This window comes from Alloalcanivorax dieselolei B5 (assembly GCF_000300005.1).
In the GTDB taxonomy this organism is placed as follows: domain Bacteria; phylum Pseudomonadota; class Gammaproteobacteria; order Pseudomonadales; family Alcanivoracaceae; genus Alloalcanivorax; species Alloalcanivorax dieselolei.
On sequence record NC_018691.1, the window covers coordinates 1,286,825 to 1,309,474 of the forward strand.

Annotated in this window: 17 protein-coding genes and 1 pseudogene; 15 read left to right on the top strand and 3 right to left on the bottom strand. The window is 59.7% G+C overall.

Features of this window, described 5'->3' with window-relative positions:
* The first annotated feature begins 227 nt into the window (after positions 1–227).
* From der to B5T_RS05915, 4 genes are all read left to right on the top strand, one after another.
* Positions 228–1,625, top strand: a complete 1,398-nt coding sequence (gene der, locus B5T_RS05900; protein WP_014993562.1) for a ribosome biogenesis GTPase Der — start codon at positions 228–230, stop codon at positions 1,623–1,625.
* An 81-nt stretch (positions 1,626–1,706) separates the two neighbouring features.
* Positions 1,707–3,827, top strand: a complete 2,121-nt coding sequence (locus tag B5T_RS23720) for a TonB-dependent receptor plug domain-containing protein (RefSeq protein WP_269147541.1) — start codon at positions 1,707–1,709, stop codon at positions 3,825–3,827.
* A 94-nt stretch (positions 3,828–3,921) separates the two neighbouring features.
* Positions 3,922–4,776: a type 1 periplasmic-binding domain-containing protein gene (locus tag B5T_RS05910; RefSeq protein WP_014993564.1), complete on the top strand. Its 855-nt coding sequence runs from the start codon at positions 3,922–3,924 to the stop codon at positions 4,774–4,776.
* Positions 4,773–6,659, top strand: coding sequence for an ATP-binding protein (locus tag B5T_RS05915; RefSeq protein ID WP_014993565.1), 1,887 nt, complete (start codon positions 4,773–4,775; stop codon positions 6,657–6,659). The genes B5T_RS05910 and B5T_RS05915 overlap by 4 nt, the downstream gene beginning before the upstream one ends.
* Here the strand turns inward: B5T_RS05915 and xseA are convergent.
* Positions 6,625–7,977 (bottom strand): exodeoxyribonuclease VII large subunit, encoded by a 1,353-nt coding sequence (xseA, locus tag B5T_RS05920; protein WP_014993566.1) that lies wholly within the window; start codon positions 7,975–7,977, stop codon positions 6,625–6,627. The two genes, B5T_RS05915 and xseA, sit on opposite strands and share 35 nt — an antisense overlap.
* Before the next feature lie 230 nt (positions 7,978–8,207).
* Between xseA and guaB the strand changes: the two genes are divergently transcribed.
* The 10 genes and pseudogenes from guaB to B5T_RS05970 all read left to right on the top strand — a co-directional run bounded on the left by guaB (position 8,208) and on the right by B5T_RS05970 (position 19,436).
* On the top strand, positions 8,208–9,677 hold the full coding sequence (guaB, locus tag B5T_RS05925; protein WP_014993567.1) for an IMP dehydrogenase: 1,470 nt from the start codon (positions 8,208–8,210) through the stop codon (positions 9,675–9,677).
* A gap of 153 nt (positions 9,678–9,830) precedes the next feature.
* Positions 9,831–11,402, top strand: coding sequence for a glutamine-hydrolyzing GMP synthase (guaA, locus tag B5T_RS05930; protein WP_014993568.1), 1,572 nt, complete (start codon positions 9,831–9,833; stop codon positions 11,400–11,402).
* A gap of 200 nt (positions 11,403–11,602) precedes the next feature.
* Positions 11,603–12,094 (top strand): hypothetical protein, encoded by a 492-nt coding sequence (locus B5T_RS22205; RefSeq protein ID WP_148279209.1) that lies wholly within the window; start codon positions 11,603–11,605, stop codon positions 12,092–12,094.
* 82 nt (positions 12,095–12,176) lie between these two features.
* Positions 12,177–12,707, top strand: coding sequence for a hypothetical protein (locus B5T_RS05940; protein WP_014993570.1), 531 nt, complete (start codon positions 12,177–12,179; stop codon positions 12,705–12,707).
* Complete coding sequence (locus tag B5T_RS05945) at positions 12,704–16,429, top strand: YobI family P-loop NTPase (RefSeq protein ID WP_014993571.1); 3,726 nt, start codon at positions 12,704–12,706, stop codon at positions 16,427–16,429. The genes B5T_RS05940 and B5T_RS05945 overlap by 4 nt, the downstream gene beginning before the upstream one ends.
* Positions 16,430–16,539: 110 nt before the next feature.
* Positions 16,540–17,154: pseudogene (locus B5T_RS05950) on the top strand (GMP synthase (glutamine-hydrolyzing)); the annotation flags it as partial.
* Between the two features lie 167 nt (positions 17,155–17,321).
* Positions 17,322–17,798 carry an AAC(3)-I family aminoglycoside N-acetyltransferase gene (locus B5T_RS05955; protein ID WP_014993573.1) on the top strand — a complete coding sequence of 159 codons (477 nt, stop codon included), beginning with the start codon at positions 17,322–17,324 and terminating at the stop codon, positions 17,796–17,798.
* Between the two features lie 87 nt (positions 17,799–17,885).
* Complete coding sequence (locus B5T_RS05960; RefSeq protein ID WP_041716897.1) at positions 17,886–18,281, top strand: VOC family protein; 396 nt, start codon at positions 17,886–17,888, stop codon at positions 18,279–18,281.
* Between the two features lie 82 nt (positions 18,282–18,363).
* Positions 18,364–18,861, top strand: coding sequence for a DUF3291 domain-containing protein (locus B5T_RS05965; RefSeq protein ID WP_014993575.1), 498 nt, complete (start codon positions 18,364–18,366; stop codon positions 18,859–18,861).
* Between the two features lie 107 nt (positions 18,862–18,968).
* The gene (locus tag B5T_RS05970; RefSeq protein WP_014993576.1) at positions 18,969–19,436 is read left to right on the top strand and encodes an NUDIX hydrolase; all 468 of its coding nucleotides are present in this window, start codon (positions 18,969–18,971) and stop codon (positions 19,434–19,436) included.
* Positions 19,437–19,531: 95 nt separating this feature from the next.
* On the opposite strand, the gene B5T_RS05975 is transcribed toward B5T_RS05970, so the two are convergent.
* Positions 19,532–20,605, bottom strand: coding sequence for an ATP-binding protein (locus tag B5T_RS05975; RefSeq protein WP_041716898.1), 1,074 nt, complete (start codon positions 20,603–20,605; stop codon positions 19,532–19,534).
* A complete protein-coding gene (locus tag B5T_RS05980) occupies positions 20,602–21,369 on the bottom strand; it encodes a response regulator (protein ID WP_041717356.1) in 768 nt (255 codons plus the stop codon). Before B5T_RS05980 ends, B5T_RS05975 begins: the two co-directional genes overlap by 4 nt.
* A gap of 104 nt (positions 21,370–21,473) precedes the next feature.
* Here B5T_RS05980 and B5T_RS05985 point away from each other — a divergent pair, with 104 nt between their 5' ends.
* Complete coding sequence (locus B5T_RS05985; protein ID WP_014993579.1) at positions 21,474–22,634, top strand: efflux RND transporter periplasmic adaptor subunit; 1,161 nt, start codon at positions 21,474–21,476, stop codon at positions 22,632–22,634.
* Positions 22,635–22,650: the final 16 nt, after the last annotated feature.

The window sequence follows — 22,650 nt, forward strand, 5'->3', positions numbered from 1 at the left end:
CCGACCAGTCTGAAGTGGAGCGCCGCCGGGCGCTTCCCACAGACCGGGCTACGAAGCGGCTGTAGGAGCGAGCCCTGCTAGTGAAATTTTTTGCCTGGCCGGTTCGCCAGCAGGGCTGGTTCCTACAGTCGTCCCGTGGCCGCCGGCCCCCCGCCATTGCCGATTAATTTGGCAACTTTCCCGCTAAGTTAATACCATAGCGCCCCAATATACCGTCAGAGTGCCGCATGAAACCGGTTATCGCCCTGGTGGGCCGCCCCAATGTGGGCAAGTCCACCCTGTTCAATCGCCTCACCCGTACCCGGGACGCCCTGGTGGCGGACTTTCCCGGGCTCACCCGTGACCGCAAGTACGGGGACGGCCGCATGGGCGACCGGCCCTATATCGTGGTCGATACCGGCGGTATCGGCGAAAGCGAGGAGGGCATAGACCGGCCGATGACCGATCAGGCCTTGCTTGCCGTGGGCGAAGCGGACGCCGTGCTGTTCATGGTGGATGGCCGCGCCGGGCTGACCGCCGCCGATCAGCAGGTGGCCTCGGAGTTGCGCAAGCTGCCCAAGCCGGTGTTCCTGGTGGTGAACAAGACCGATGGCCTGGACCCGGATTCCGCCATGGCGGATTTTTACGCTTTGGGGCTGACCCAGGTGCTGCCCATCGCCGCCGCCCACGGGCGTGGCGTGCGCGCGCTGATGGACGAAGTGCTGGCCGTCTTCCCCGAACCGGAAGAAACCGGTGAAGAGGAAGAACCGGAAGATCCGGACACCGTGCGGGTGGCGGTGCTGGGCCGCCCCAATGTGGGTAAATCCACACTGATCAACCGTATACTCGGTGAAGAGCGGGTGGTGGTATTCGACCAGGCCGGCACCACTCGGGACTCCATTGAAGTGCCGTTCGAACGCAATGGCCGGCCTTATGTGCTGATCGACACCGCCGGGGTGCGCCGCCGGGGCAAAGTCCACGAGACCATCGAAAAATTCTCGGTGATCAAGGCGCTGCAGGCGGTGGACGCCGCCCAGGTGGTGTTGCTGGTGGTGGATGCCCGCGACGGCATCAGTGACCAGGATCTGCACCTGCTGGGCTATGTGCTGGAAGCCGGCCGTGCCCTGGTGATCGCCATGAACAAGTGGGATGGCCTGGAAAGCGATCACAAGGACTGGGTCAAACAGCAACTGGATCGTCGCCTGCAATTCGTGCCCTGGGCCAAAATAAAATTCATCTCCGCCCTGCACGGCACCGGCGTCGGCGACCTGTTTGGTCTGGTGGAACGGGCCTGGGATTCCGCTTTCATCAAGATCGGCAGCAATGCCCTGACGCGCATGCTGGAAGACATCACCCATGCCCATCCGCCGCCCCGTAGCGGCCGTTTTCGCGCCAAGCTGCGTTACGCGCACCTGGGCGGCTCGAACCCGCCGGTGGTGGTAATTCACGGTAACCGCACCGATTCATTGCCGGTCAGTTACCGGCGTTATCTGGAGAACCGGTTCCGGGAACTGCTGAAAATCGAAGGATCGCCGATCCGGCTGGAGCTGAAATCCGGCGACAACCCCTACGAGGGGCGCAAGAATCCGCTGACCGATCGGCAGATCCGCCGTCGTCGGCGCATGATGAAGCACATCAAGAAATAACTCGGATTCCGATAGAAAAAACGGAGAACGGCTGCCGTCGTGGGGACGGCACGGTTCCGGATCAAGCGGGGGGAGCACGGGGTGCGATACCACTGTGGAATGCGGCTCTGGTCCGCCGCCGTACTGGCAAGTACGGTGGGGCTGAGCCATGCCCAGGAAATGGCCGGCCCGGATATTCCCCGGGTCCTGACCCCGGCCCGCCTCGATCAGCCGCTCTCCGAAGTCCCCGCCAGCGTCACCATCATCACCCAGGACATGATCCGCGCCAGCGGCGCCCGGGAACTGTATCAGGTCATGCGGCTGGTGCCCGGCATGAGCGTGGCCAAGGCCGACGGCAATATACCGTCGGTGTCCTATCACGGCACCCAGGCCCGCGATCACCGCCGCATGTTGGTACTGCTCGACGGTCGCAGTGTCTATCGGCCGGCGCTGGCCCGGGTCAACTGGAACGATCTGGCCATTGCTCTGGAAGACGTGGAGCGTATTGAAGTCACCCGTGGTCCGGCCGCCGCGGCCTACGGCGCCAACGCCTTTGCCGGCGTGATCAACATCATCAGTCGCGACCCGCGCGACAGCGAAGGCCAGGAGGCACGTCTGCGCGCTGGCAACAATGGCATTCGTGATGCCTACGTCAGCGGCGGCTGGCACCACGGCAACGGCGCCTTCCGGATCTCCGTGGAAAGTCGCGGCGACGATGGCTACGACGCCGGTCTGCCGCCGATGGAGGACGGCGACGCCAAGCGCAGCCATACCGTCAACGGCCGCGGGGTCTGGGAGCTGGGCAACGGCGACGTGCTCAGCCTTTACCTCGGGGGCAGCCGTTCAAAACTGGAGCGGGCGCCGGAAAGCAGTCTGCGCGGGCTGGGCGACTATCAGGGGTTGGCGATACAGCGCGACGACAGCGCCTTCGCCGGCATGGTGTGGGAACGCCAGCTGTCCGACTGGCACCAACTGAAAGTTTCGGGTTACGCCCAGTATTCCGATGAAAAACTGCCGCTGAGCATGTGCTATTTCGACCCGCTTACCGGGCAGCACGGTGCCGGTGGCGGGTTGTTTTTCTCCCGGGAAATGCGGGATCTGTATTGGGCCAACGAGGGTGATATCGACGCCACGCTGTCCGCCGCCTCCGCCGACCCGGCGGTGCGGCAGCGCTACGCCGCCTTGCTCAGTAGCGGCGCCGACCGTTTTTGTGGCACCAGCTACCTCGATGTGCACGAGCATCGCTACGATCTGGAGATTCAGGATACCGTTCAGATCAGCCAGTGGGCGCGGCTGGTGGCGGGACTCAATCTTCGCTACGACCGGGGCAGCTCGCAAACCTACCTCAGCGGGACCGCCGATAACGTCAGCCGCCGTGCTTTCGCCAATCTGGCGCTGAAGCCGTTGTCCCGACTCACCGCCAATCTGGGCGGGTACTGGGAATACGATGACCTCAACGGCGAGCATTTCACGCCACGCGTCGGTCTGTCCTGGCGATTGATGCCCGGGCACCATTTGCGCTGGGTGTACGCCCGCGGCCTGCGCTCGCCGGACATCTACGAGGACCAGGCCCATTCCAACGCGCCGATCAGCCGGCTCAACGGGCCTTTCGGCGACCGCACCGCGGACTGGCTGGGTTGGGATCCGGCTTACTTCTTCGTCAGCGAACAGGCCGATGGCAATCTCAAACCGGAACGCATCCGCTCCCGGGAATGGGGCTACTACGGCCACTTCGGTGAGATGGAACTGGACCTGCGTTATTTCCAGGAAGAACTCTGGGATCTGATCAGCGGCCCCATCAGTCCGGTGAATTTCGACGCCGACAACAGCGGCAAGGTCACCCACCGCGGCACCGAAGCGCAGCTTAGCTGGCGGCCCGGTGCGCGTCACTGGTTGCGTCTCAGCGGCGCCCACATCCATACCCGCAGCAACCGTGACACGGAATTACGCTTCGCCGCCCGCGACAGCGGCAGCGCCCTGTGGGAATGGCACGCTCTGCGGAACTGGTGGCTTTCCAGCGGTTATTACCTGGCGCGGGACTACAACAATCACCCGTACGAACGCCTGGACCTGCAACTGGCTTATCGCCGTGCCCTGGGCCCCACCCATCTGGAGGCCCGCCTGCTGGTGCAGCACTTCCTGGAAAACGAGCCGGTGGTGTTCACGGAGAATCGCTACCGGGCCGATGAACGATTCTGGTTAACCCTGGCTTTGCGGTTCTGATTATGACGGAGCGACGCCTTTTCCATAACGTCCGACTCTTCGCCTTAACCGGCGGGGAGCGGATCGGTGTCGCACCGCGGGGAGGTCACTGAGCGTGCGCTGGTCAAGGAAGGCCCGGATTCTGCTCGCAACCCTCGCGTTATATTCCCTGTCGGCGGCGGCCGACGATCCGTTGCGGGTGCGCGTGATCAGCGACCAGCCGCAGCAGCGCGGCGCCTTTCTGCTGGCCCTGGAGCAGGTGCCGCCGCTGCTGTCCTGGAGTCTGGTGGAGAGCGGCGCCGACGTAACCCTGGCGTTGGGCGCCGGTCCGTTTCGGCGCGCCGTGGAGGAGGGCGGGCCGGTGCTTGGCGTTTCGGTGCCGCCGGCGGTGGTCGATGAGGCCAGACGCCGGAACTGCCAGTGCAGTGCGATCCTGAGTGGGGTGGCGCTGGAGCAGCAGTTGCGCCTGATCGAAATCCTCTTTCCCGGTGTCAGCCGCGTTGGCGTTTTGTATGGCCCCGACAGTGCCTGGCAGCCACTGCCTTCGGCGGCCACCGCTGCCCTGCAACTGGATTGGGTGTCGGTTTCCTCCGCCGCCGGTATCGGACCGCTGTTGAGAAGGCACTTGCCGCAATGGGATTTGCTGTTACTGCCGGAAGACGAGACGCTGTTCAACGCCGGCACCGCCAAACTCATTTTACTCTCCGGCTACCGCCAACGAGTGCCCGTGGTCGGGCCCGGCCAGGGTTTCGTCAACGCCGGCAGTGTCGCCAGTGTCCATCCCTCTTTGCCGGCGTTGGCACGGCAAACATTGCGCTGGCTCCACCAATGGCGGCAACAAGGGCACTGGCCGTTGCCGGATTTTGTCGAGGACAGCAGCATCAGCGTCAATGAGCACGTGGCACGCGCCTATAACCTGCCGCTTTGGGAACCCCGGGCGTTACAACGAAAATGGGAGGAACAGCCATGATGGCCCAGGGGGGGATTCGCCGGCAGCTGCGCTGGCTCGGTGTGATACCGGCGCTGATCATGCTGGTTCTGGTGCTGGTGACACTCACCTGGCAGCGCCTGCAGGACGCCGACAACGAAGTGCGCGAACTGGGCGGCTTCCTGGCCCGCCAGCTGGCCGCCGCCGCCGAGTACGGGGTGCTCTCCGGCAACACTTCGGAGCTGCGCCGTCACGCCAACATGGCGCTGCAGCGTCCGGACGTCTATTACGTGGCGTTCCGTGACGAGACCGGCCAGGTGCTATTGAGCGAAGGCCGGGCCACCAGCGACGGGCGCGGCGGACTGCTGGAATTCCGCGCCGGCATCTATCGGCAGCCGCTGTCCGCCTCTGAAACCGAGCGTTATGTGGATCCCGGAGACCGGGTCGGCGAAGTGGTGCTGGGGCTGGCTCCGGAACTGCTGGCGGCGCGGCAAAAGGAGATCCTCGCCGCCAGCCTGGTGCCGGCCTTGTTGGCGATGATGGTGGGCCTGGTGTGCGCCGGTTATCTGGCCCGCCGCATCGCCGAGCCGCTGTCCTATCTGTCCGGCCTGGTGCGGGTGATTCGCGGCGGTGATTACCGCGCCCGCGGCGACCACCATCTGCAGGGGGAGCTGTCGGACCTGCAACGGGACATCAACGAACTGGCCTCCGGTCTGGAGCGCGCCCGTGCCGATCAGCAACGGGCCATGGGGGAATTGCGGCAGGCCCATCGCAGCGCGCAGCAGGCCAGCCAGGCGAAAACCGATTTCCTGGCGATGATGAGCCATGAACTGCGCACCCCCATGAATGGCGTGCTCGGCATGCTGCAACTGCTGGAAACCACCCGGCAGAACGAGGAGCAGCGCGAGTACACCCAGGCGGCGCTGGAATCCACCGGCCACTTGCTGGAAGTGATCAACGACATCCTCGATTTCTCGCGCATCGAAGCCGGGCGCATGGACATCGATCAGACCTTCTTCGCCCCCGGCCCGCTACTGGAAAACTGCATCGGCACTTTTCGCTACGTGGCCCGCCACAAAGGCCTGTACCTGGAACTGGAAGGGCTGGAGCAACTGGAAGGTTATGACCTGTATTCCGACCCCACGCGGCTGCGGCAGATTCTCAGCAACCTGATCTCCAACGCGGTGAAATTCACCGAGCAGGGCGGGGTGCGGGTGACCATCCAGGCCTCCGCCGACGAGCACGGCCTGATGAACCTGTCGCTGTCCGTCACCGACACCGGCATCGGTATCTCCGACGCCCAGCGCGACCGCCTGTTCGTGGCGTTCTCGCAGCTGGACGCGTCGCCGTCACGCCGTTACGGTGGCACCGGCCTGGGGCTGGCCATCGCCCGGCGCCTGGCGGAGATGCTCGGCGGCGATCTGGCCGTCAAAAGCCGGGCCGGGGAGGGCAGTTGCTTCACCCTGCGGTTGCGCGTGCGTGCCCGGGCCGCCGGGGAGCAGGCCAGCGACGGCCCGCGTATCGATGACGGCCACCTGCGCGGCCGCGCCCTGCTGGTGGAAGACAACCTGGTCAACCGCATGGTGGCGGCGCGCATGCTGGAAAATCTGGGGCTGGAAGTGGTCAGCTGTGGCGACGGCGAAACCGCGCTCAACACCATCCAGGGGGAAAACTTCGATGTGGTGCTGATGGACGTGCAAATGCCGGTGATGGACGGTCTGGAAGCGACCCGGGCGATCCGGCGCTGGGAACGGGCGGCGGGCCGCTCGCCGGTGCCGATCATCGCGCTCACCGCCAACGCCCTGGGAGAGGAACGGGAACGCTGCCTCGCCTCGGGCATGGACGACCACCTGGCCAAACCCTACCGCCGGCAATTGCTGGCGAAATTGCTCAGTCGTTATCTGAAGACGGCGGAAGCCGGGTGACTTTAGATTCGAAGCGGCCGTCCGCCAGCCGCGTTTCCACGGTCTGGCCTTCCCGCAGCGTTTGCACCGAACGCAGCGGTTGGCCCTCGGCCAGCGTCAGCGAATAACCCCGGTCCAGCGTTGCCAGCGGGCTGGCGGTGTGCAGCCGCCGGCCCAGCCCGGTGAGCCGCTGCTGCAACTGGCTGCGCTGGTGCAGCAGCGGCACCGGCAGCCGCCGTTGCAGGCCCAGCAGACGTTGCCGCTGCAGCGCCAGCCGCTGAAGCGGGGACTGCTGCATCACCCGTCCTTTCAAGCGATCCAGTCGCGCCTGCAGCAGCGTCTGCTTGTGTTGCAGCGCCCGTTGCAGACGGGCCTGGTATTCGTCCACCTGTTGCCGGCGCTGCTCCAGCTCCCGTTGCGGGTGGCGCAATTGCAGCCGGTGGGCCAGCTGGCTCAGCCGCTGACGTCGGTATTGCAGCGTGCCCGCCACCGCCCGGTGCTGGCGGCGCTGCAACTGATCCAGCCGCGCCAGAATCGCCTCGCCATCCGGGCTCACCAGCTCCGCCGCCGCCGACGGCGTGGGCGCGCGCAAATCAGCGGCGAAATCGGTCAGCGCCACATCCACCTCATGGCCCACCGCCGAGACGATGGGAATCGGGCAAGCCGCCACCGCCCGCACCAGGGCTTCATCATTGAACGCCCACAGATCCTCCAGCGAACCGCCGCCACGGCCGATTATCAGCACGTCGCAATCCGCCCGGCGCACCGCCAGGTCCAGTGCCCGGCGCAGCTGCATTGGTGCTTCATCGCCCTGTACCGCCGCCGGGTAGACCAGCACCGGAATGCCGGGACAGCGGCGTGTCAGCACCTGCACCACATCGCGCACCGCCGCGCCGCTGGGGCTGGTGATCACGCCGATGCGGCGTGGCCAGCGGGGCAGGGGGCGTTTGCGTTCGCTGGCGAACAGCCCTTCCGCCTCCAGTTTCGCCTTGAGCGCCTCGAACTGTGCCCGCAGCGCCCCTTCGCCGGCCTCTTCCATGTGCTCCACCACCAGCTGGAAACCGCCACGCGGCACATACAACGTGACCCGGGCGCGCACCAACACTTGCTGGCCATCTCGGGGCTGGAAGCGTAGCAACTGATTGCGATTGCGGAACATGGCGCCGTTGACCTGGGCGCGATCGTCCTTGAGGCTGAAATACCAATGGCCGGAACGGGGACGGGACAGATTGGACAGCTCCCCCTGCAACCAGATCAGCGGGAAACTGCCTTCCAGCAGTCCCTGGGCTTCCAGATTGAGACGGCTGATGGAATAGGGTTCGGTGCGTGATGAAGTCATGTCGCGCAATGTAAGCGCCCCCCGCCGTCGTCGCAAGCGTTGCTTCCCACAGGACAGGGGCGTTATCCACCGCGATCCCCGATTGCCGCGAAGGACCGCCATACCGTATAATGCCCCGCTTAATTTAACGGAGCCTTTGGTCCGGTTTGACGTGGCGGCGCCCCATGACCGTCCGGTGCCGCCCGGCATCTTCGGCCAGGCCGAATCTCCCCCAGCTCCCACGGTGCAATATGCTCAGAATTGCCCAAGAAGCCCTGACGTTTGACGACGTTCTGCTCCTGCCTGCCCACTCGGATGTACTGCCCAAGGATGTGTCCCTCAAGTCGCGCCTGACGCGGGAAATCGAACTGAATATCCCGCTGGTCTCCGCCGCCATGGACACCGTTACCGAACACCGGCTGGCCATTACCATGGCCCAGGAAGGTGGCATCGGTATCCTGCACAAGAGCATGCCGCTGGAGGACCAGGCCCGTCAGGTGCGCGCGGTGAAGAAATACGAATCCGGCGTGGTGAAGGATCCGATCACCATCAGCCCGGATGCCACCGTGGCGGAGCTGCTGCGTCTCACCGAAGCCAACAACATTTCCGGTGTGCCGGTGGTGGAAGGCGAGCAGGTGGTGGGCATCGTCACCAGCCGTGACACCCGTTTCATCACCGACTACGACCAGCACGTGGCCGACATCATGACCCGCCAGGAGCGCCTGGTGACGGTCAAGGAAGGCGCCAGCGCCGACGAAGTGCAAGGCCTGCTGCACAAGCATCGCATCGAGAAAATCCTGGTGGTCAACGAGTCCGGCGCCCTGCGCGGCATGATCACCGTCAAGGACATCGAGAAAGCCACCCGTTACCCCAACGCCTGTAAAGACAGCCAGGGCCGCCTGCGCGTGGGCGCCGCCGTCGGCACAGGCGCCGGTACCGAGGAACGGGTCGCCGCGCTGGTGGAAGCCGGTGTGGACGTGATCGTGGTGGACACCGCCCACGGCCATTCCCAGGGCGTCATCGACCGCGTTGCCTGGGTCAAAAAGAACTTCCCGGACGTGCAGGTGATCGGCGGTAACATCGCCACCGCCGCCGCCGCCCGCGCCCTGGTGGAAGCCGGCGCCGACGCGGTGAAAGTGGGCATCGGCCCGGGCTCCATCTGCACCACCCGGATTGTCGCCGGCATCGGCGTACCGCAAATCACCGCGGTCTCCGACGTCGCCGCCGAACTGGAAGGCACCGGCGTACCGCTGATCTCCGATGGCGGCATCCGCTTCTCCGGCGACATCGCCAAGGCCGTCGCCGCCGGCGCCCACGCCATCATGATCGGCTCACTGCTGGCCGGCACCGAGGAAGCGCCGGGCGAAGTGGAACTGTTCCAGGGCGGCTACTACAAAGCCTATCGCGGCATGGGCTCCCTGGGCGCCATGTCCGGTTCCACCGGTTCCTCCGACCGCTACTTCCAGGACGCCGCCGCCGGTGTCGAGAAACTGGTACCGGAAGGCATCGAAGGGCGCGTACCCTACAAAGGCCCGATGAGCGCCATCGTCCATCAACTGATGGGCGGCCTGCGGGCCTCCATGGGCTACACCGGCTGCGCCAGCATCGAAGAAATGCGCACCAAGCCGGAATTCGTCAAGGTCACCAACGCGGGCATGAAAGAAAGCCATGTGCATGACGTGACGATCACCAAAGAAGCGCCGAATTACCCCGTCGGGTAATTCGGCTCTTGCTGTAGGAGCGGGCCTGCCCGCGAACGCGGCCCTCGGGCCGCGCCCGCAGCGCAACAAGAATTGAACCAAACGGCCGGCCCAACCGCCGGCCTTTGCATTTAAAGCCGGCCCCGAACCGCCGGCCCTAACCGGAAACGGACCATGCAAGACATCCATGCCCAGCGCCTCCTGATCCTCGACTTCGGCTCCCAGTACACCCAGCTGATCGCCCGCCGCGTGCGCGAAATCGGCGTCTACTGCGAAATCCGTGCCTTCGACATCAGCGCCGAGGACATCGCCGAATTCAACCCCAAAGGCATCATCCTCTCCGGCGGCCCGGAATCCGTCACCGCCGCCGAAACCCCGCGCGCGCCGCAAGCGGTGTTCGAGCTGGGCGTGCCGGTGCTGGGCATCTGCTACGGCATGCAAACCATGGCCGAGCAACTGGGTGGCGCCGTGGTGGCCGGTGAAAAACACGAATTCGGCTACGCCCGTGTCGCCAAAGCCGAAAGCAACGCGCTGCTGGACGGCATCGTCGACCACGAAGAAGGCGGCGAGGAACACCTGGACGTGTGGATGAGCCACGGTGACCGCGTCGGCGCGGTGCCGGAAGGCTTCGTCGTTACCGCCACCACCGACAGCTGCCCCATCGCCGGCATGGCCAACGACGAAAAACGCTTCTACGGCGTCCAGTTCCACCCGGAAGTCACACACACCCTGCAAGGCGGCCGCCTGCTGGAACGCTTCATCCGCGAACTGTGCGGCTGTGAAGCCCTGTGGACCCCGGCCAACATCATCGAAGACGCCATCGCCACCATCAAAGAGCAGGTCGGCAGCGACGATGTCATCCTCGGCCTTTCCGGCGGCGTCGACTCCTCCGTGGTCGCCGCGCTGCTGCACAAAGCCATCGGCGACCAGCTCACCTGCGTGTTCGTCGACAACGGCCTGCTGCGCCACCAGGAAGGCGACCAGGTGATGGAAATGTTCGCCGACCACATGGGCGTGCGCGTCATCCGCGTCGACGCCGAAGAGCACTTCCTCTCCCGTCTGGCCGGCGAAGCCGATCCGGAGAAGAAACGCAAAATCATCGGCAACACCTTCATCGACATCTTCGACACCGAAGCCGGCAAACTCACCAACGCCCACTGGCTCGCCCAGGGCACCATCTACCCGGACGTGATCGAATCCGCCGCCTCCAAAACCGGCGGCGCCCACGTGATCAAATCCCACCACAACGTGGGCGGCCTCCCCGAAGACATGAAGCTCAAGCTGGTCGAGCCCCTGCGCGAACTGTTCAAGGACGAAGTGCGCAAGATCGGCCTGGAACTCGGCCTGCCCTACGACATGGTCTACCGCCACCCCTTCCCCGGCCCCGGCCTGGGCGTGCGCATCCTCGGCGAAGTGAAAAAAGAATACGCTGACACCCTGCGCCTGGCGGACCACATCTTCATCCAGGAACTCAAAGCCGCCGGCCTCTACCACAAAACCAGCCAGGCCTTCGCCGTCTTCCTCCCGGTCAAATCCGTCGGCGTCGTCGGCGACGCCCGCCGCTACGAATACGTCGTGGCCCTGCGCGCCGTGGAGACGATCGACTTCATGACCGCGCGTTGGGCGCATCTGCCGTATGAGTTTCTGGAGAAGGTCTCCAGCCGGATCATCAACGAGATTCCGGGGATCAGCCGGGTGACGTATGACATCTCGTCCAAGCCGCCGGCTACGATTGAGTGGGAATGATCTGATCTAGCCTGGTAGTAAGGGCTTACTTGGAAGGCCGTCGGCGCGGGAGCGCCGGCGGTTTTTTTGCTTTTTGGGGGAGCGCGGGGCAAGGCATCAGAACAAGTCCAAATCTGACTGGTGGGCTGCTGACTCTTCCGGTGCTATTGTGTGCTGTGGGGGTTCGATCAAAGTGATGTAACGCCAGCTGGTTGATTATAATGGAAGGCGGCATCCTAATGCCTGTTAGCGATCATATGCGCATAGAACAGCTCGAACAGATTGCCTCCAAGTTCCGGAGGGCTATTGAAATGGTTCCAGAGTCGAGCCGTCCTGTTTCATTTGAATACTTTCCTAATGGAAGCTGTGGCGATTCTTCCTTGCTCCTCGGTGCCCATTTCGTAGACCTAGAAATCGCCGGCTTTGAGTATATCTCCGGAGAGAGAGGCTGCCAGTCAGAGGGTACGTGGACCTCTCATGCTTGGCTGGAGCGAAATGGGTGCGTCATTGACATCACTGCAGACCAGTTCTCGGATGCACCGTCCCCCGTAATCGTGGCCGACCCTTCGCCGTGGCATTATCAGTTCGAGCGAAATGGCGCCAAACCTAGCGATTTCAGGATGTGGAATGGCATGGGTGTCGATTTTCTTAAACCCATGTACTCCGCGATCAAAGAGATACTTGAAGAGCAATCAGGGGGCATGTCTAGCTAGGTCCCAACCGAAGGCCGGCTTTCTTGCCAGCGCTCTAAATCTAGATGGTAAGCTAAGAGTTACGTGTACGGCATAAAAAATCATGGAAGAATTGAAAAGACTCGAAGAGCTCACCGAAATGGATGAAAAACACCGTCTGGTGGGCGCTATTTGCGGTGCAGTGCCCAGCTTGGAGAGGATGCACGATGTTCTATCGAAGGAACGTCTGAACGGTCAGGTGCCAGAAGTAATTAGAAACCAGTTCAATGTGGCTCGAAATATGGCTCTTTATACCTACTATTTTTACGCGCTGGCTCCTGAGGTGAATTTGAAAACCTATACGCTGATCGAGCACGCTCTCAAACTTAAAACGAAGCCTGAGAAGCACATGATGTTGGCGAGGCTTCTCCGTGCCGCTCTTAGAAATGGCTGGATTTCCGACGCCGGGTTTCGCCACATTGATAACCCCTCGCAAGACAATGAGTGGTGTAAAGCAATGCTGAAGAGTATCCCGGAATTAAGAAACTCTCAGGCTCACGGCTCATCAATGTTAATAGGCGATTGTATTGATCACATCTCTATTTGCGCGGATTTCATCAATCAACTCTTTCCTGATGATAAGAGTGGGCAATGAGTAGGGAAGATCGGGCGTCCCTGGGTGGCGCACCCCGTCTAATGTCGATTACCAGGAGATTCCTAGGTAAGAGTGATCGCCAGGAGTGCACGTCAGAAGGATCGTGGAACCTCGTACCACTTACCCCTGAGTATATAGATAGGGAGCACGGCGGGTATGTCAGAGCTATAGAGGTTGCGCTTGAGAATAAGCAAATCCGAAATATCGCGCTGTCGGGAAACTATGGTGTTGGAAAAAGCAGCATCTTAAGGGAGTTCGCTCGAAGGCAGAGAGAGCACGTCGTTGAGCTCTCGCTTTCGACCCTTGCGCCAATTGAAGCATCTAATCTTGACGACTCCGTGCCAAAGCAGGCGACTACGCCGACTAATCGTATTCAACAGGAGATCGTCAAGCAGCTGCTTTATAGGAAGGACCCGAGCAAGGCGCCAGCATCACGGTTTCGAAGAATCGAGCGATTCCGGTGGGGGTGGGAAATTGCGGCTGCGGCACTGAGCGGACTTGCTATCGCCTTCATTTTCCTGCTGACGGGGTGGGCCACACGGATAGCGTCGGCCTTTGGAGTCACTGATAAAATTGGTATATGGATTCATTTAATTATCTTTTTAGTGGCCACAGGGGCTACAGTTCTATTGCGCTGGCTATTCTATGGGAAGCTTCATATAAAGCAATTATCGGCAGGATCGGCAACAGTCACGCTTGATGATAAGTCAGTATCGTACTTTGATCAGTATCTTGACGAGATAGTCTACTTTTTTGAGGTATCGGATCACCATATTGTGATCTTTGAGGATATTGACCGCTTCAATGACTCCCAGATTTTCGAGACGCTCCGAGCTTTGAATACATTGCTCAACGCTTCTCCTCAGATAAAAATACCGATTCGCTTCATATACGCAATAAAAGATAGCATCTTCGATAGCATGGGTTTGGGGGTGGAAGGTCGTAAGGGTGAGTCAAATGCCCAAAGCACTGACGACCCTGCTCAGGCTGAAGCCGTGCGTGCCAACCGAACCAAGTTCTTCGACCTGATCATTCCCGTGGTCCCCTTCATCACGCACCGCAGCGCTCGTAATCTGGCGGTAAAACTGCTTGGCGAAATCGAGCACGAAGTGAATCCGAAGTTGCTCGATTTGGCGGCACAGTACGTTCCGGACATGCGGCTACTTAAAAATACTTGCAACGAGTTCATTATTTTCCGCGACCGGATTTTTTCTGGTGACGGCGAGCAGCTCAGGCTAAATGAGACAGAGCTGTTCGCGATGATGCTATATAAGAGCACACATTTATCGGACTTTGAAAAGATCCGGCTCGGCAGGAGCAATCTGGACAGGCTCTACAAAATCAGTCGTGAGCTTGTGACTGAGAATATAAAAAGAATAGAAGCGGAGCGTCGCAGTCTTCGGCAGCGACTTGCACGGATTGATGGCGCGGCCACACGCAGCGCCCAATTAGGTGACCGCCTGATTGCGTACGTGCAGCGGACGGCGAAGGCAGTACCCGATATATCCCAGGACGGGAACTTCGTTTTTAAAGGGGTTCACCGGTCAACACCCGACGTCAAGGCAGCGGCTTTCTGGAATGATTTCGTGGCAGAGGACGGCGACGCTGAACTGCATTGGCAAACCCAGCGTGCGCACAGGCCTTTCTCTTTGTCGTTCAGCCGCAAGAATCTTGCGGAAGACCTCGGCGACCCGTTGGACGCGGATAGTTGGAACGAAGCGGATCGTGAGGAATTGACCGAGCAGATTGATGAGAAGGCAAAGGATATCAAGTTCCTGCGTAGCGCAGATTTTGGTGATCTCACAGAACGGTCGAAATTTCTTGTGAGTTACGAGGAGGGCGAACCACAGTTCCTCGAGGCAATCGCGAAGATGATCCTGAAGTCGGGTCTGGCGTATCAGCTTATCCATGCCGGGTACATCAACCGCAACTTCACCCTCTATACATCAACTTTCCACGGTGATCGAGTGGGCCCTGCTGCTACGAATTTTATAATTCACCATGTTGAGCAAGACCTGATGGACGAGCACTTCCAACTTTCTCCGGACGATGTTGATGCAGTGTTGCGCGAGCGGGGGAATGGCGCGCTGAAAGAGCCGGCGCTATACAACATAGCCATCCTCGACCGGCTACTGTCCACCGATATTAGTACCGCTGATATCATGATCCGTTCTCTTGTTGACTTTGGCGACAGTCAAGCGCGCTTCATCCAGGCATACCTATCTGCGGGGGGGGAACGCACAAGGTTCATCGAGCGATTCACGGCCACCTCCCCGAAAGCGTTTATTTATCTTGTGAGCCAGGCGGAGCTGGATGATCCCTTACGCCTAGATCTGGTGAATGTGGCACTTGCCCATCTTATTTCTATGAAGCAGCGGATAGATGCTGAAGTTTCGGGATATCTATCCGCGCACTATGCTGATTTCAAAGTGCTTACGTCTGATACGACTACAGTGGCCCAGGCCGAACGAATTGGCGCAATCTATGCTGATTCGAGGATCGCCGTGCCTCACCTGGAGCCCTTAGGCCACCGAGTATGCACGTCCTTTGTGTCTAAAAATCTATATGAGATCACCCACAATAACCTCGTCATCGCTATCGGCAGTACGGAAACCTTGGCACTTGACGTTATCCGTACGGCCAACGAGACGGTTTATGACTATGTGCTTGGAAATTTAAGTGCTTACCTGGATGCCATAGACGGTGTATCCGCGACGGTCGACATGAGGGAAAACTTCCTCGCTATAATTGAAGATATAATCGGCCAAGGAGCTTCTGCCCTCGATGATGTAATCGCGCTTTCCGCTCCAGATTGCAAAGTTGAGGATCTCGTAGAGGTGTCAGAGGCCGCGTGGCCGGCGTTGGCGGAGCACGGACGTTTCCCTGCCACGTTTAATAACGTAAGCCGCTACGTACTAGTTTTCGAATCGATCGACGCATCTCTCGCCAAAGTGCTATCCGCTGCGGGTAAGATCACCAAGATTGACGCCGCTGAAGAAGAGCATAAGATCCAGTTGGCGGTAGCGGTCCTGGAATCAAAAGATCATCTGCCGTCGCCAGCGCTGCGTGCCGGGTTGGTCGAAAGCCTAGATCTAAAAGAGTACCTCGGTGTTGATGGCATCGCTGCTGAGATGGGCGAGCTCTTCGCCCTACTAATCAAACACGACATTATTGCCGACGACGCTGTGTCCTACGATCATCTCGTAACAACTGACTGGGCGACCCGCGAGGCATTTATTCGTGAGTCGAAGAACTTCAAGAGCTACATGACGCCGGAGTTGTTGGGCTCGGACCTAGAGGGACTATTGACGAGTGATGAGGTCGATTCGGCAATCAAGAGTGCGATTGTTGAGCAAGCCGAAGCGTACGTTGACGTAGGCGGGCCTCGTGGTCTGAACGAACTAGCCCGGTTCGCCACGCGGCACGGAAATGAACTTTCACCCGATGTTCTGGAGAAGATGGCGCAAGGCAGTGTCTCAGCGCAACAAATCGTGACGCTGCTCAAACCCCACCTAGCTTCTATCAACCGTGATCAGCTCTTCACGATATTGAGAGCTCTTGGCGGCGATTACCCCAAGCTGAGTGAAGTCGGTCGCGACAAGCCTCGCATCCCCAATACTGTTGCTGATCGCGCATTGCTTGAACGTCTTAAACAGGATGGTATCGTCAGTCGGTTCGACGAGCAGAAGTCGCCGATCAAGGTCCATAAGAGGTACAAGTGAGGCGGTCGAGATTGTACCCAGAAAGGCTATAAATCGACCCAAAAGCGCGGTGCTCATCGAGCTAGTTGTGTGCCTGCCCGGCGGGCCCGCGCGCCACCCTTGTGGGCGCTGAAGCGGCCAAGCTCACCAATGTCGACTGGCTCGCCCAAGGCGCTATCTACCCGGACGTGATCGAATCCGCCGCCTCCAAAACCGGCGGCGCCCACGTGATCAAATCCCACCACAACGTGGGCGGCCTCCCCGAAGACATGAAGCTCAAGCTGGTCGAGCCCCTGCGCGAACTGTTCAAGGACGAAGTGCGCAAGATCGGCCTGGAACTCGGCCTGCCCTACGACATGGTCTACCGCCACCCCTTCCCCGGCCCCGGCCTGGGCGTGCGCATCCTCGGCGAAGTGAAAAAAGAATACGCTGACACCCTGCGCCTGGCGGACCACATCTTCATCCAGGAACTCAAAGCCGCCGGCCTCTACCACAAAACCAGCCAGGCCTTCGCCGTCTTCCTCCCGGTCAAATCCGTCGGCGTCGTCGGCGACGCCCGCCGCTACGAATACGTCGTGGCCCTGCGCGCCGTGGAGACGATCGACTTCATGACCGCGCGTTGGGCGCATCTGCCGTATGAGTTTCTGGAGAAGGTCTCCAGCCGGATCATCAACGAGATTCCGGGGATCAGCCGGGTGACGTATGACATCTCGTCCAAGCCGCCGGCTACGATTGAGTGGGAATGACCTGATCTAGCCAGTTAGTAAGGGCGTACTTTGAAGGCCCCCGGCGCGGGAATGTCGGCGGTCTTTTGTTTTTGGGGAAAGCATCAGGCAACATATCTGATGACGGGGCGTTCATTGGATATTCGAGCTGGCGTCCTAATACCTGTTATGCAGTTTAGGAGCTGTCGATGCCAGTGGAAGTTCGTCAACTTACGGCAAATGACGTTGGCCTAATGATGGCCTTGTCGACAAGCTTCGGGGAGGCGTTCAATGACATGCCCACCTATACTGAAAAACGCCCAAGTGCGGACTATCTGAAGCGTTTGCTAAGAGGTGATTCCTTTATAGCGCTGGCAGCGCTAGAAGGCGCGGATGTTGTCGGTGGACTTGCAGCATACGAACTGAAAAAGTTCGAGCAAGAGCGCAGTGAGATCTATCTATACGACCTTGCCGTGTCATCGGAGCACCGGAGAAAGGGAATAGCCACGGAATTGATTGAGAGGTTAAAAGTGATAGCGGCTGATCGAGGCGCCTATGTCATTTTCGTTCAGGCTGATACCGGGGTGGAAGACGAGCCGGCAGTCGCGCTATATACCAGGCTTGGATTACGCGAAGAGGTCCTGCACTTTGATATTTCAGTCGGGTCCGGTGATAAAACTGCTTAACAAAGCGCATCAATTCGTGCCTGTCGGCGCCGGACGCGAGCTTCGCTGCCGCCGTTGTGCGCGGGCGTTTTATCTCAAGGAGGAAATATGATCGACCACATGAGCACCTATGCAACGGATTTCGCCAGAACCAAAGCATTCTATGAGGCCGCATTCGACGCCTTGGGATACGCGCCTCAAATGGAGCTTGTAGCGGAATGGAATCCGGAGTTTTCAACTCAGCGCATGTGCGCATTCGGACCTCCAGGAAAGCCCGCTTTTTGGGTTATCGAGACCAAACAGCAGTGTACGCCTCGACACGTGGCTTTTTCGGCTGGCAGCCGTTCAGTAGTGGACGTCTTCCATGCACGAGCCCTGTCGAGCGGCGGGAGAGACAACGGCGCGCCGGGCATTCGCGTCATGTACCACGAGAATTATTACGGCGCGTTCGTCATTGATCCCGACGGAAACAATATTGAAGCGGTGTGCCATGAACCAGAGTAATCCGATTTAACAATCCGCTCAAACGCGGCGCTGAAATGCGCGCGCTTTAGCGGAGAGTTAAGTGTTTTCTAGGGAGGAAACTGTGAGTCAGTATCATATCGCTCAGCTCAATATTGCCACGCTGTTGGCACCGATCGATTCGCCGCAGCTTTCAGATTTTATCGCGAACCTCGATAGGATTAATGCGTTGGCAGAGGGTTCCCCGGGGTTTATATGGCGTCTCCAAACCGAACAAGGTGACGCTACCGGCATTGATTATTTCGGCTCCGATAAAATCGTGAATCTTTCCCTCTGGAATTCGGTCGAGGAATTGCACAATTACGTGTACAGGTCAGCCCACGTTGAGATCATGCGCCGCAAGAAAGAATGGTTTCACAAAATGGGTGAGGCATACATGGTGCTTTGGTGGGTGCCAGTCGGTCACACTCCGTCGATTGAAGAGGCGGCGAAAAAGCTGAATATTCTGCGCGAGACCGGCCCAACTGCTGAGGCTTTCACGTTCAAGAAAGCCTTTTCGGCTCCCGATGAGCTCGCCAAGGTGTCAGCCGATACCTGGGGTGGTGAATGTCCTACCACTTAACAAAACAATGAAGTTCGTTCCGATCCGCGGCCTCCACCGGACGTCGCTGTCGGGCGGTCGCTTATTGTTGACGTTAAGCGTTCGATGCGGTTATGGAGTAATGGATAATGGAAACACGAAAATCGTCACGGCTTATAATCGTCGACGAATCAGGAAGGCTGTTGCTTTTTTTATACAAGGATGAGCATCAGTCTCCGTTTTGGGCAACGGTTGGAGGAGAGCTTAAGCCCGGTGAAGACTATATCGATGCCGCGAAGCGGGAGCTGTATGAGGAAACGGGGCTGAGACAGGAGGTCGGAGAGGTGCTTAGAGATCGTGATGAAGTATACGCTGTAGCAAGGTCGGTACCCGCCCGGTGGCTTGAGAAATACTTCCTGGTTGAATGGCCTTCAGGCGCGGACGTATTTGCAGCGAAATGGACGGATGAAGAAAAGAGTACTATTCAAAAATGGAAATGGTGGAGTTTGGATGAGATGCGCGAAGAAAAGACGTCTCAGTTCAAGCCCGAATGGATTCCTGATTTGCTTTGTTCCGTGCTACGTAAAATAAACGAAGGCGTGGCTCCCGGGCGCTGAACTTCCCCCGGTAAGGTGGACGCTCCTGGCCTGTGTTTGAGGCTGGGAGGTGTCATGCTTATCGGGGGAAGTATCAGACATGAATCGCCACGGGCTTAATAACCCGCCTTTCCTCTGGGCCAGCTCAACTCGAAACAGGAACCGCCATCAGAGGAAGGCCGGCAAGTTGCTTGTCCTTTGTGCGCGTGCGCAATAGCGGCGACGACCGCCAGACCCAGCCCACTTCCCTCATCTTGCGTACTAATGTGGGCGGGGTTCACACGGCGAAATGCAGTGAACACCTGCGAAAAAAGCTCCGAGGGAATGCCCGGACCGTTGTCCTCCACTCGCAGGAAGTACCATCCGTCTTCCATGCCACTCTGAATTCTAATCGTCCCAGGTACCGCATGGCGGCGCGCATTTTCCAGCAGCGCCAGTAGTGCCTGCCGAATGCGCATGGGATCGCAATACACCGGTCCGGTATGTAAATCCAGAGCGGGTCTTTGGCCTGACGCCTCCAGTGCCTCTTTGTATAACGCCACTACATCTTTGATCTCCGCTGACAGGTCTATGTCCTGAAACTGGAGATCCAGGTGGCCGCTTTCGGTCAGGCTGACCGTGCGCAAGTCTTCAATCAGCCGAGACAGTCCCTCGACCTGTGTCAGCAAACTGCGAAATTGGCTTTCATCAGGAGGAAACACGCCCTCTGCCAGGCCCTGCAGGCGGCCCCGCAAAATGGTGACGGGGGTCCGCAGCTCATGGGCTATAGCGGCGTTCCAGAATGCCAGATCATCACTAACCCGTTGCAGTTGGCCTGCCAAAGCATTGAAGTCGTCGGCTAACTCAGCGGCTTCGCCTAACGAACGATCTCCCGCGGTGGCGCGTACGTTCAGATCACCCTGGGCAACGCGGCGCATGCTGTCCGCCACGGAGTTTAACGGTACCAGGATACGGCGGGAGAGGTTTATTGCCACGATGACGGCGAGTACCAGCCCGGTGACGGTGGTTGCCGCAAGCCATAACCATTCCGGGGGAGACGGTGCCCAAGCCGCTTCATCAATTTGCTCGGGGAAATAGTGCAGTGCCAAAAAATAGAAGGCATAGGAAGTCAGAACAACGAGCAGCGTGATTCCCAATGCCATGGCCATCATTGTGCGCGCTATTTGTCGGCTCAAACCACTTAATCTCATTGCGTACCCCACAGGCGGTAGCCGACACCGCGTATGCCAGCAGGAATGCCTTTCACTCCCAGTTCCTCGAGTTTTTTGCGCAGTTTGCTTATATGGCTGTCGACGGTGCGTTCGAGTGCATCACCCTCGGGGAGGCAGGCCGCCAACAGCTCGGCGCGAGTGCAAACCTTCTTGGGTGAACGTGCAAGGTGCGTCAATAACCTGAATTCAGTGAGCGTCAACGAGAGGCTGTGTAACTCCTCCTCCACCTGTACGCAGGCTTCATGTTGGTCCAGGTCGATTTCAAAGGGGGCGACTCTGAGGACACGAACCTGGCGACTCTCATCAGCCATGGTGCGCCTTAATACTGCCTGAGTGCGGGCGACGACTTCGGCGGGATTGAATGGCTTGACGACATAGTCGTCGGCACCACTGCGCAGCCCCATCAGTTTGTCGATGTCCTGATCCATCGCGGTCAACATGATGACAGGGGTTCCTCCGCGATGGCGAATCTCCGACAGCACCTTCCAGCCATCCATTTTCGGCATCTTTACATCAAGAAGCACGATATCCGGTTTCATTGATAGGTGCATGTTCAATGCCTTGCGTCCGTCTTCGGCATAGACGGTCCGCAGGCCCGCACGTCTCAGGTAGGCCTGCAGGATATCGGCGATCTCAGGCTCGTCTTCGGCGATGAGAACCAGGGCCTGGGAGGCAGAAGGAGGGGAGGGTAGCGGAGTCGTGGTTGCCATGAGGAGCCCGATAAAAGATTTTGCGTTCTCCATCGTATCTACACATAACCTCGGCGTAAACGCCATTTCTCGTGGATATAGTTCCATTCATGCCATTTGCGGGCAAACGTTTGCCCGCGCCTGAAGGAACTGTATTCATGAGAATCCGACATTTGCGCCGGAATAGTGGCGTCTATGCCTTGCTGTTAACCGTTTTGGCCGGTTGCGGGCCTGCCCAGCAGGAAGCGGCTTCACCGCCTCCCCGAGTCGCTGTCGTCACGGTGGAGGCCGTCAGATTGGAACTGACCGAGGATATGCCGGCCCGGGTCGCCCCCTTTCGCCTGGCGGAAATTCGCCCCCAGGTCAGTGGGATTGTCCAGCGCCGCCTTTTTGAACAGGGGGAAAACGTCCAAGCCGGTCAGCCCTTGTTCGAAATCAACCCGGCGCCGTTCCGTGCCGAGGTGGAAACCGCGGAAGCGGCCTTGCAGAAAGCTGAGGCCGAGTTGGCTCGCGCACGTACGCACGCCGCCCGACTGGAGCCGCTTGTCAGGGCAGAGGCGATCAGCCGTCAGGTTTATGACGATGCGGTATCCAAACGTCAGACGGCGGCCGCTGACGTTGCTCAGGCGCGCGCCACGCTGTCGCGCCGCCGTCTCGACCTGGAATTCTCCACGGTGACATCCCCCATTGCAGGTCGTATCGACCAGGCATTGGTCACGGAGGGTACGCTTGTCGCCAGCAACGACAGTACGCCCATGGCCCGTGTGCAGCAGATCGATAAAGTCTATGTCGACATTCAGCGCCCGGCTTCCTCGCTCGAAACGCTGGAAGAAGCGGTAGCGGCTCATGCCTCCCTCGAAAAAGGGCTACCGGTCACTATCTTGCGTAGCAATGGCACGCCCTACGACGTAAGCGGAAGCATTCTCTTTTCAGGGATCAACGTGGATGCCAGTACCGGCGGTGTCTTGCTGCGTGTGGTCGTGGAAAACCCGCAGCGTCGTCTTCTACCCGGTATGTTCGTGCGTGCCCGTGTGCCCTCGGCAAGCTATGCCAATGCGTTGACGGTGCCACAACAGTCCGTGGTGCGCATCGGGGGTAAGCCCTACGTTTGGGTGGTTGATGCCAGCGACAAGGTGGAAATGGTTGCGGTGCAACTTGGGGAGTTGACGAATGGGCGCTATCGGGTGCGAACGGGGCTGAAAGAAGAGCAAAAGGTCGTGGTCGAAGGTGCGGAGCGGCTGTCTGATGGCGCCCGGGTCAGCGCGCGTGACTGGCAAATGCCGGTGTCAATGAATGCCTCAGCAGCATCTTCTCACTAAGCGTCAGGAGTAGGCG

Bases quoted from the DNA above. Each gene is read 5' to 3' on its own strand.
- B5T_RS05940 (WP_014993570.1), top strand. From the start codon at position 12,177: ATGGAAGAATTGAAAAGACTCGAAGAGCTCACCGAAATGGATGAAAAA.
- B5T_RS05980 (WP_041717356.1), bottom strand. From the start codon at position 21,369: ATGGAGAACGCAAAATCTTTTATCGGGCTCCTCATGGCAACCACGACT.
- guaB (WP_014993567.1), top strand. From the start codon at position 8,208: ATGCTCAGAATTGCCCAAGAAGCCCTGACGTTTGACGACGTTCTGCTC.
- B5T_RS05975 (WP_041716898.1), bottom strand. From the start codon at position 20,605: ATGAGATTAAGTGGTTTGAGCCGACAAATAGCGCGCACAATGATGGCC.
- B5T_RS05970 (WP_014993576.1), top strand. From the start codon at position 18,969: ATGGAAACACGAAAATCGTCACGGCTTATAATCGTCGACGAATCAGGA.
- B5T_RS05955 (WP_014993573.1), top strand. From the start codon at position 17,322: ATGCCAGTGGAAGTTCGTCAACTTACGGCAAATGACGTTGGCCTAATG.
- B5T_RS22205 (WP_148279209.1), top strand. From the start codon at position 11,603: ATGGAAGGCGGCATCCTAATGCCTGTTAGCGATCATATGCGCATAGAA.
- B5T_RS05945 (WP_014993571.1), top strand. From the start codon at position 12,704: ATGAGTAGGGAAGATCGGGCGTCCCTGGGTGGCGCACCCCGTCTAATG.
- B5T_RS05960 (WP_041716897.1), top strand. From the start codon at position 17,886: ATGATCGACCACATGAGCACCTATGCAACGGATTTCGCCAGAACCAAA.
- guaA (WP_014993568.1), top strand. From the start codon at position 9,831: ATGCAAGACATCCATGCCCAGCGCCTCCTGATCCTCGACTTCGGCTCC.
- xseA (WP_014993566.1), bottom strand. From the start codon at position 7,977: ATGACTTCATCACGCACCGAACCCTATTCCATCAGCCGTCTCAATCTG.
- B5T_RS05915 (WP_014993565.1), top strand. From the start codon at position 4,773: ATGATGGCCCAGGGGGGGATTCGCCGGCAGCTGCGCTGGCTCGGTGTG.
- B5T_RS05985 (WP_014993579.1), top strand. From the start codon at position 21,474: ATGAGAATCCGACATTTGCGCCGGAATAGTGGCGTCTATGCCTTGCTG.
- der (WP_014993562.1), top strand. From the start codon at position 228: ATGAAACCGGTTATCGCCCTGGTGGGCCGCCCCAATGTGGGCAAGTCC.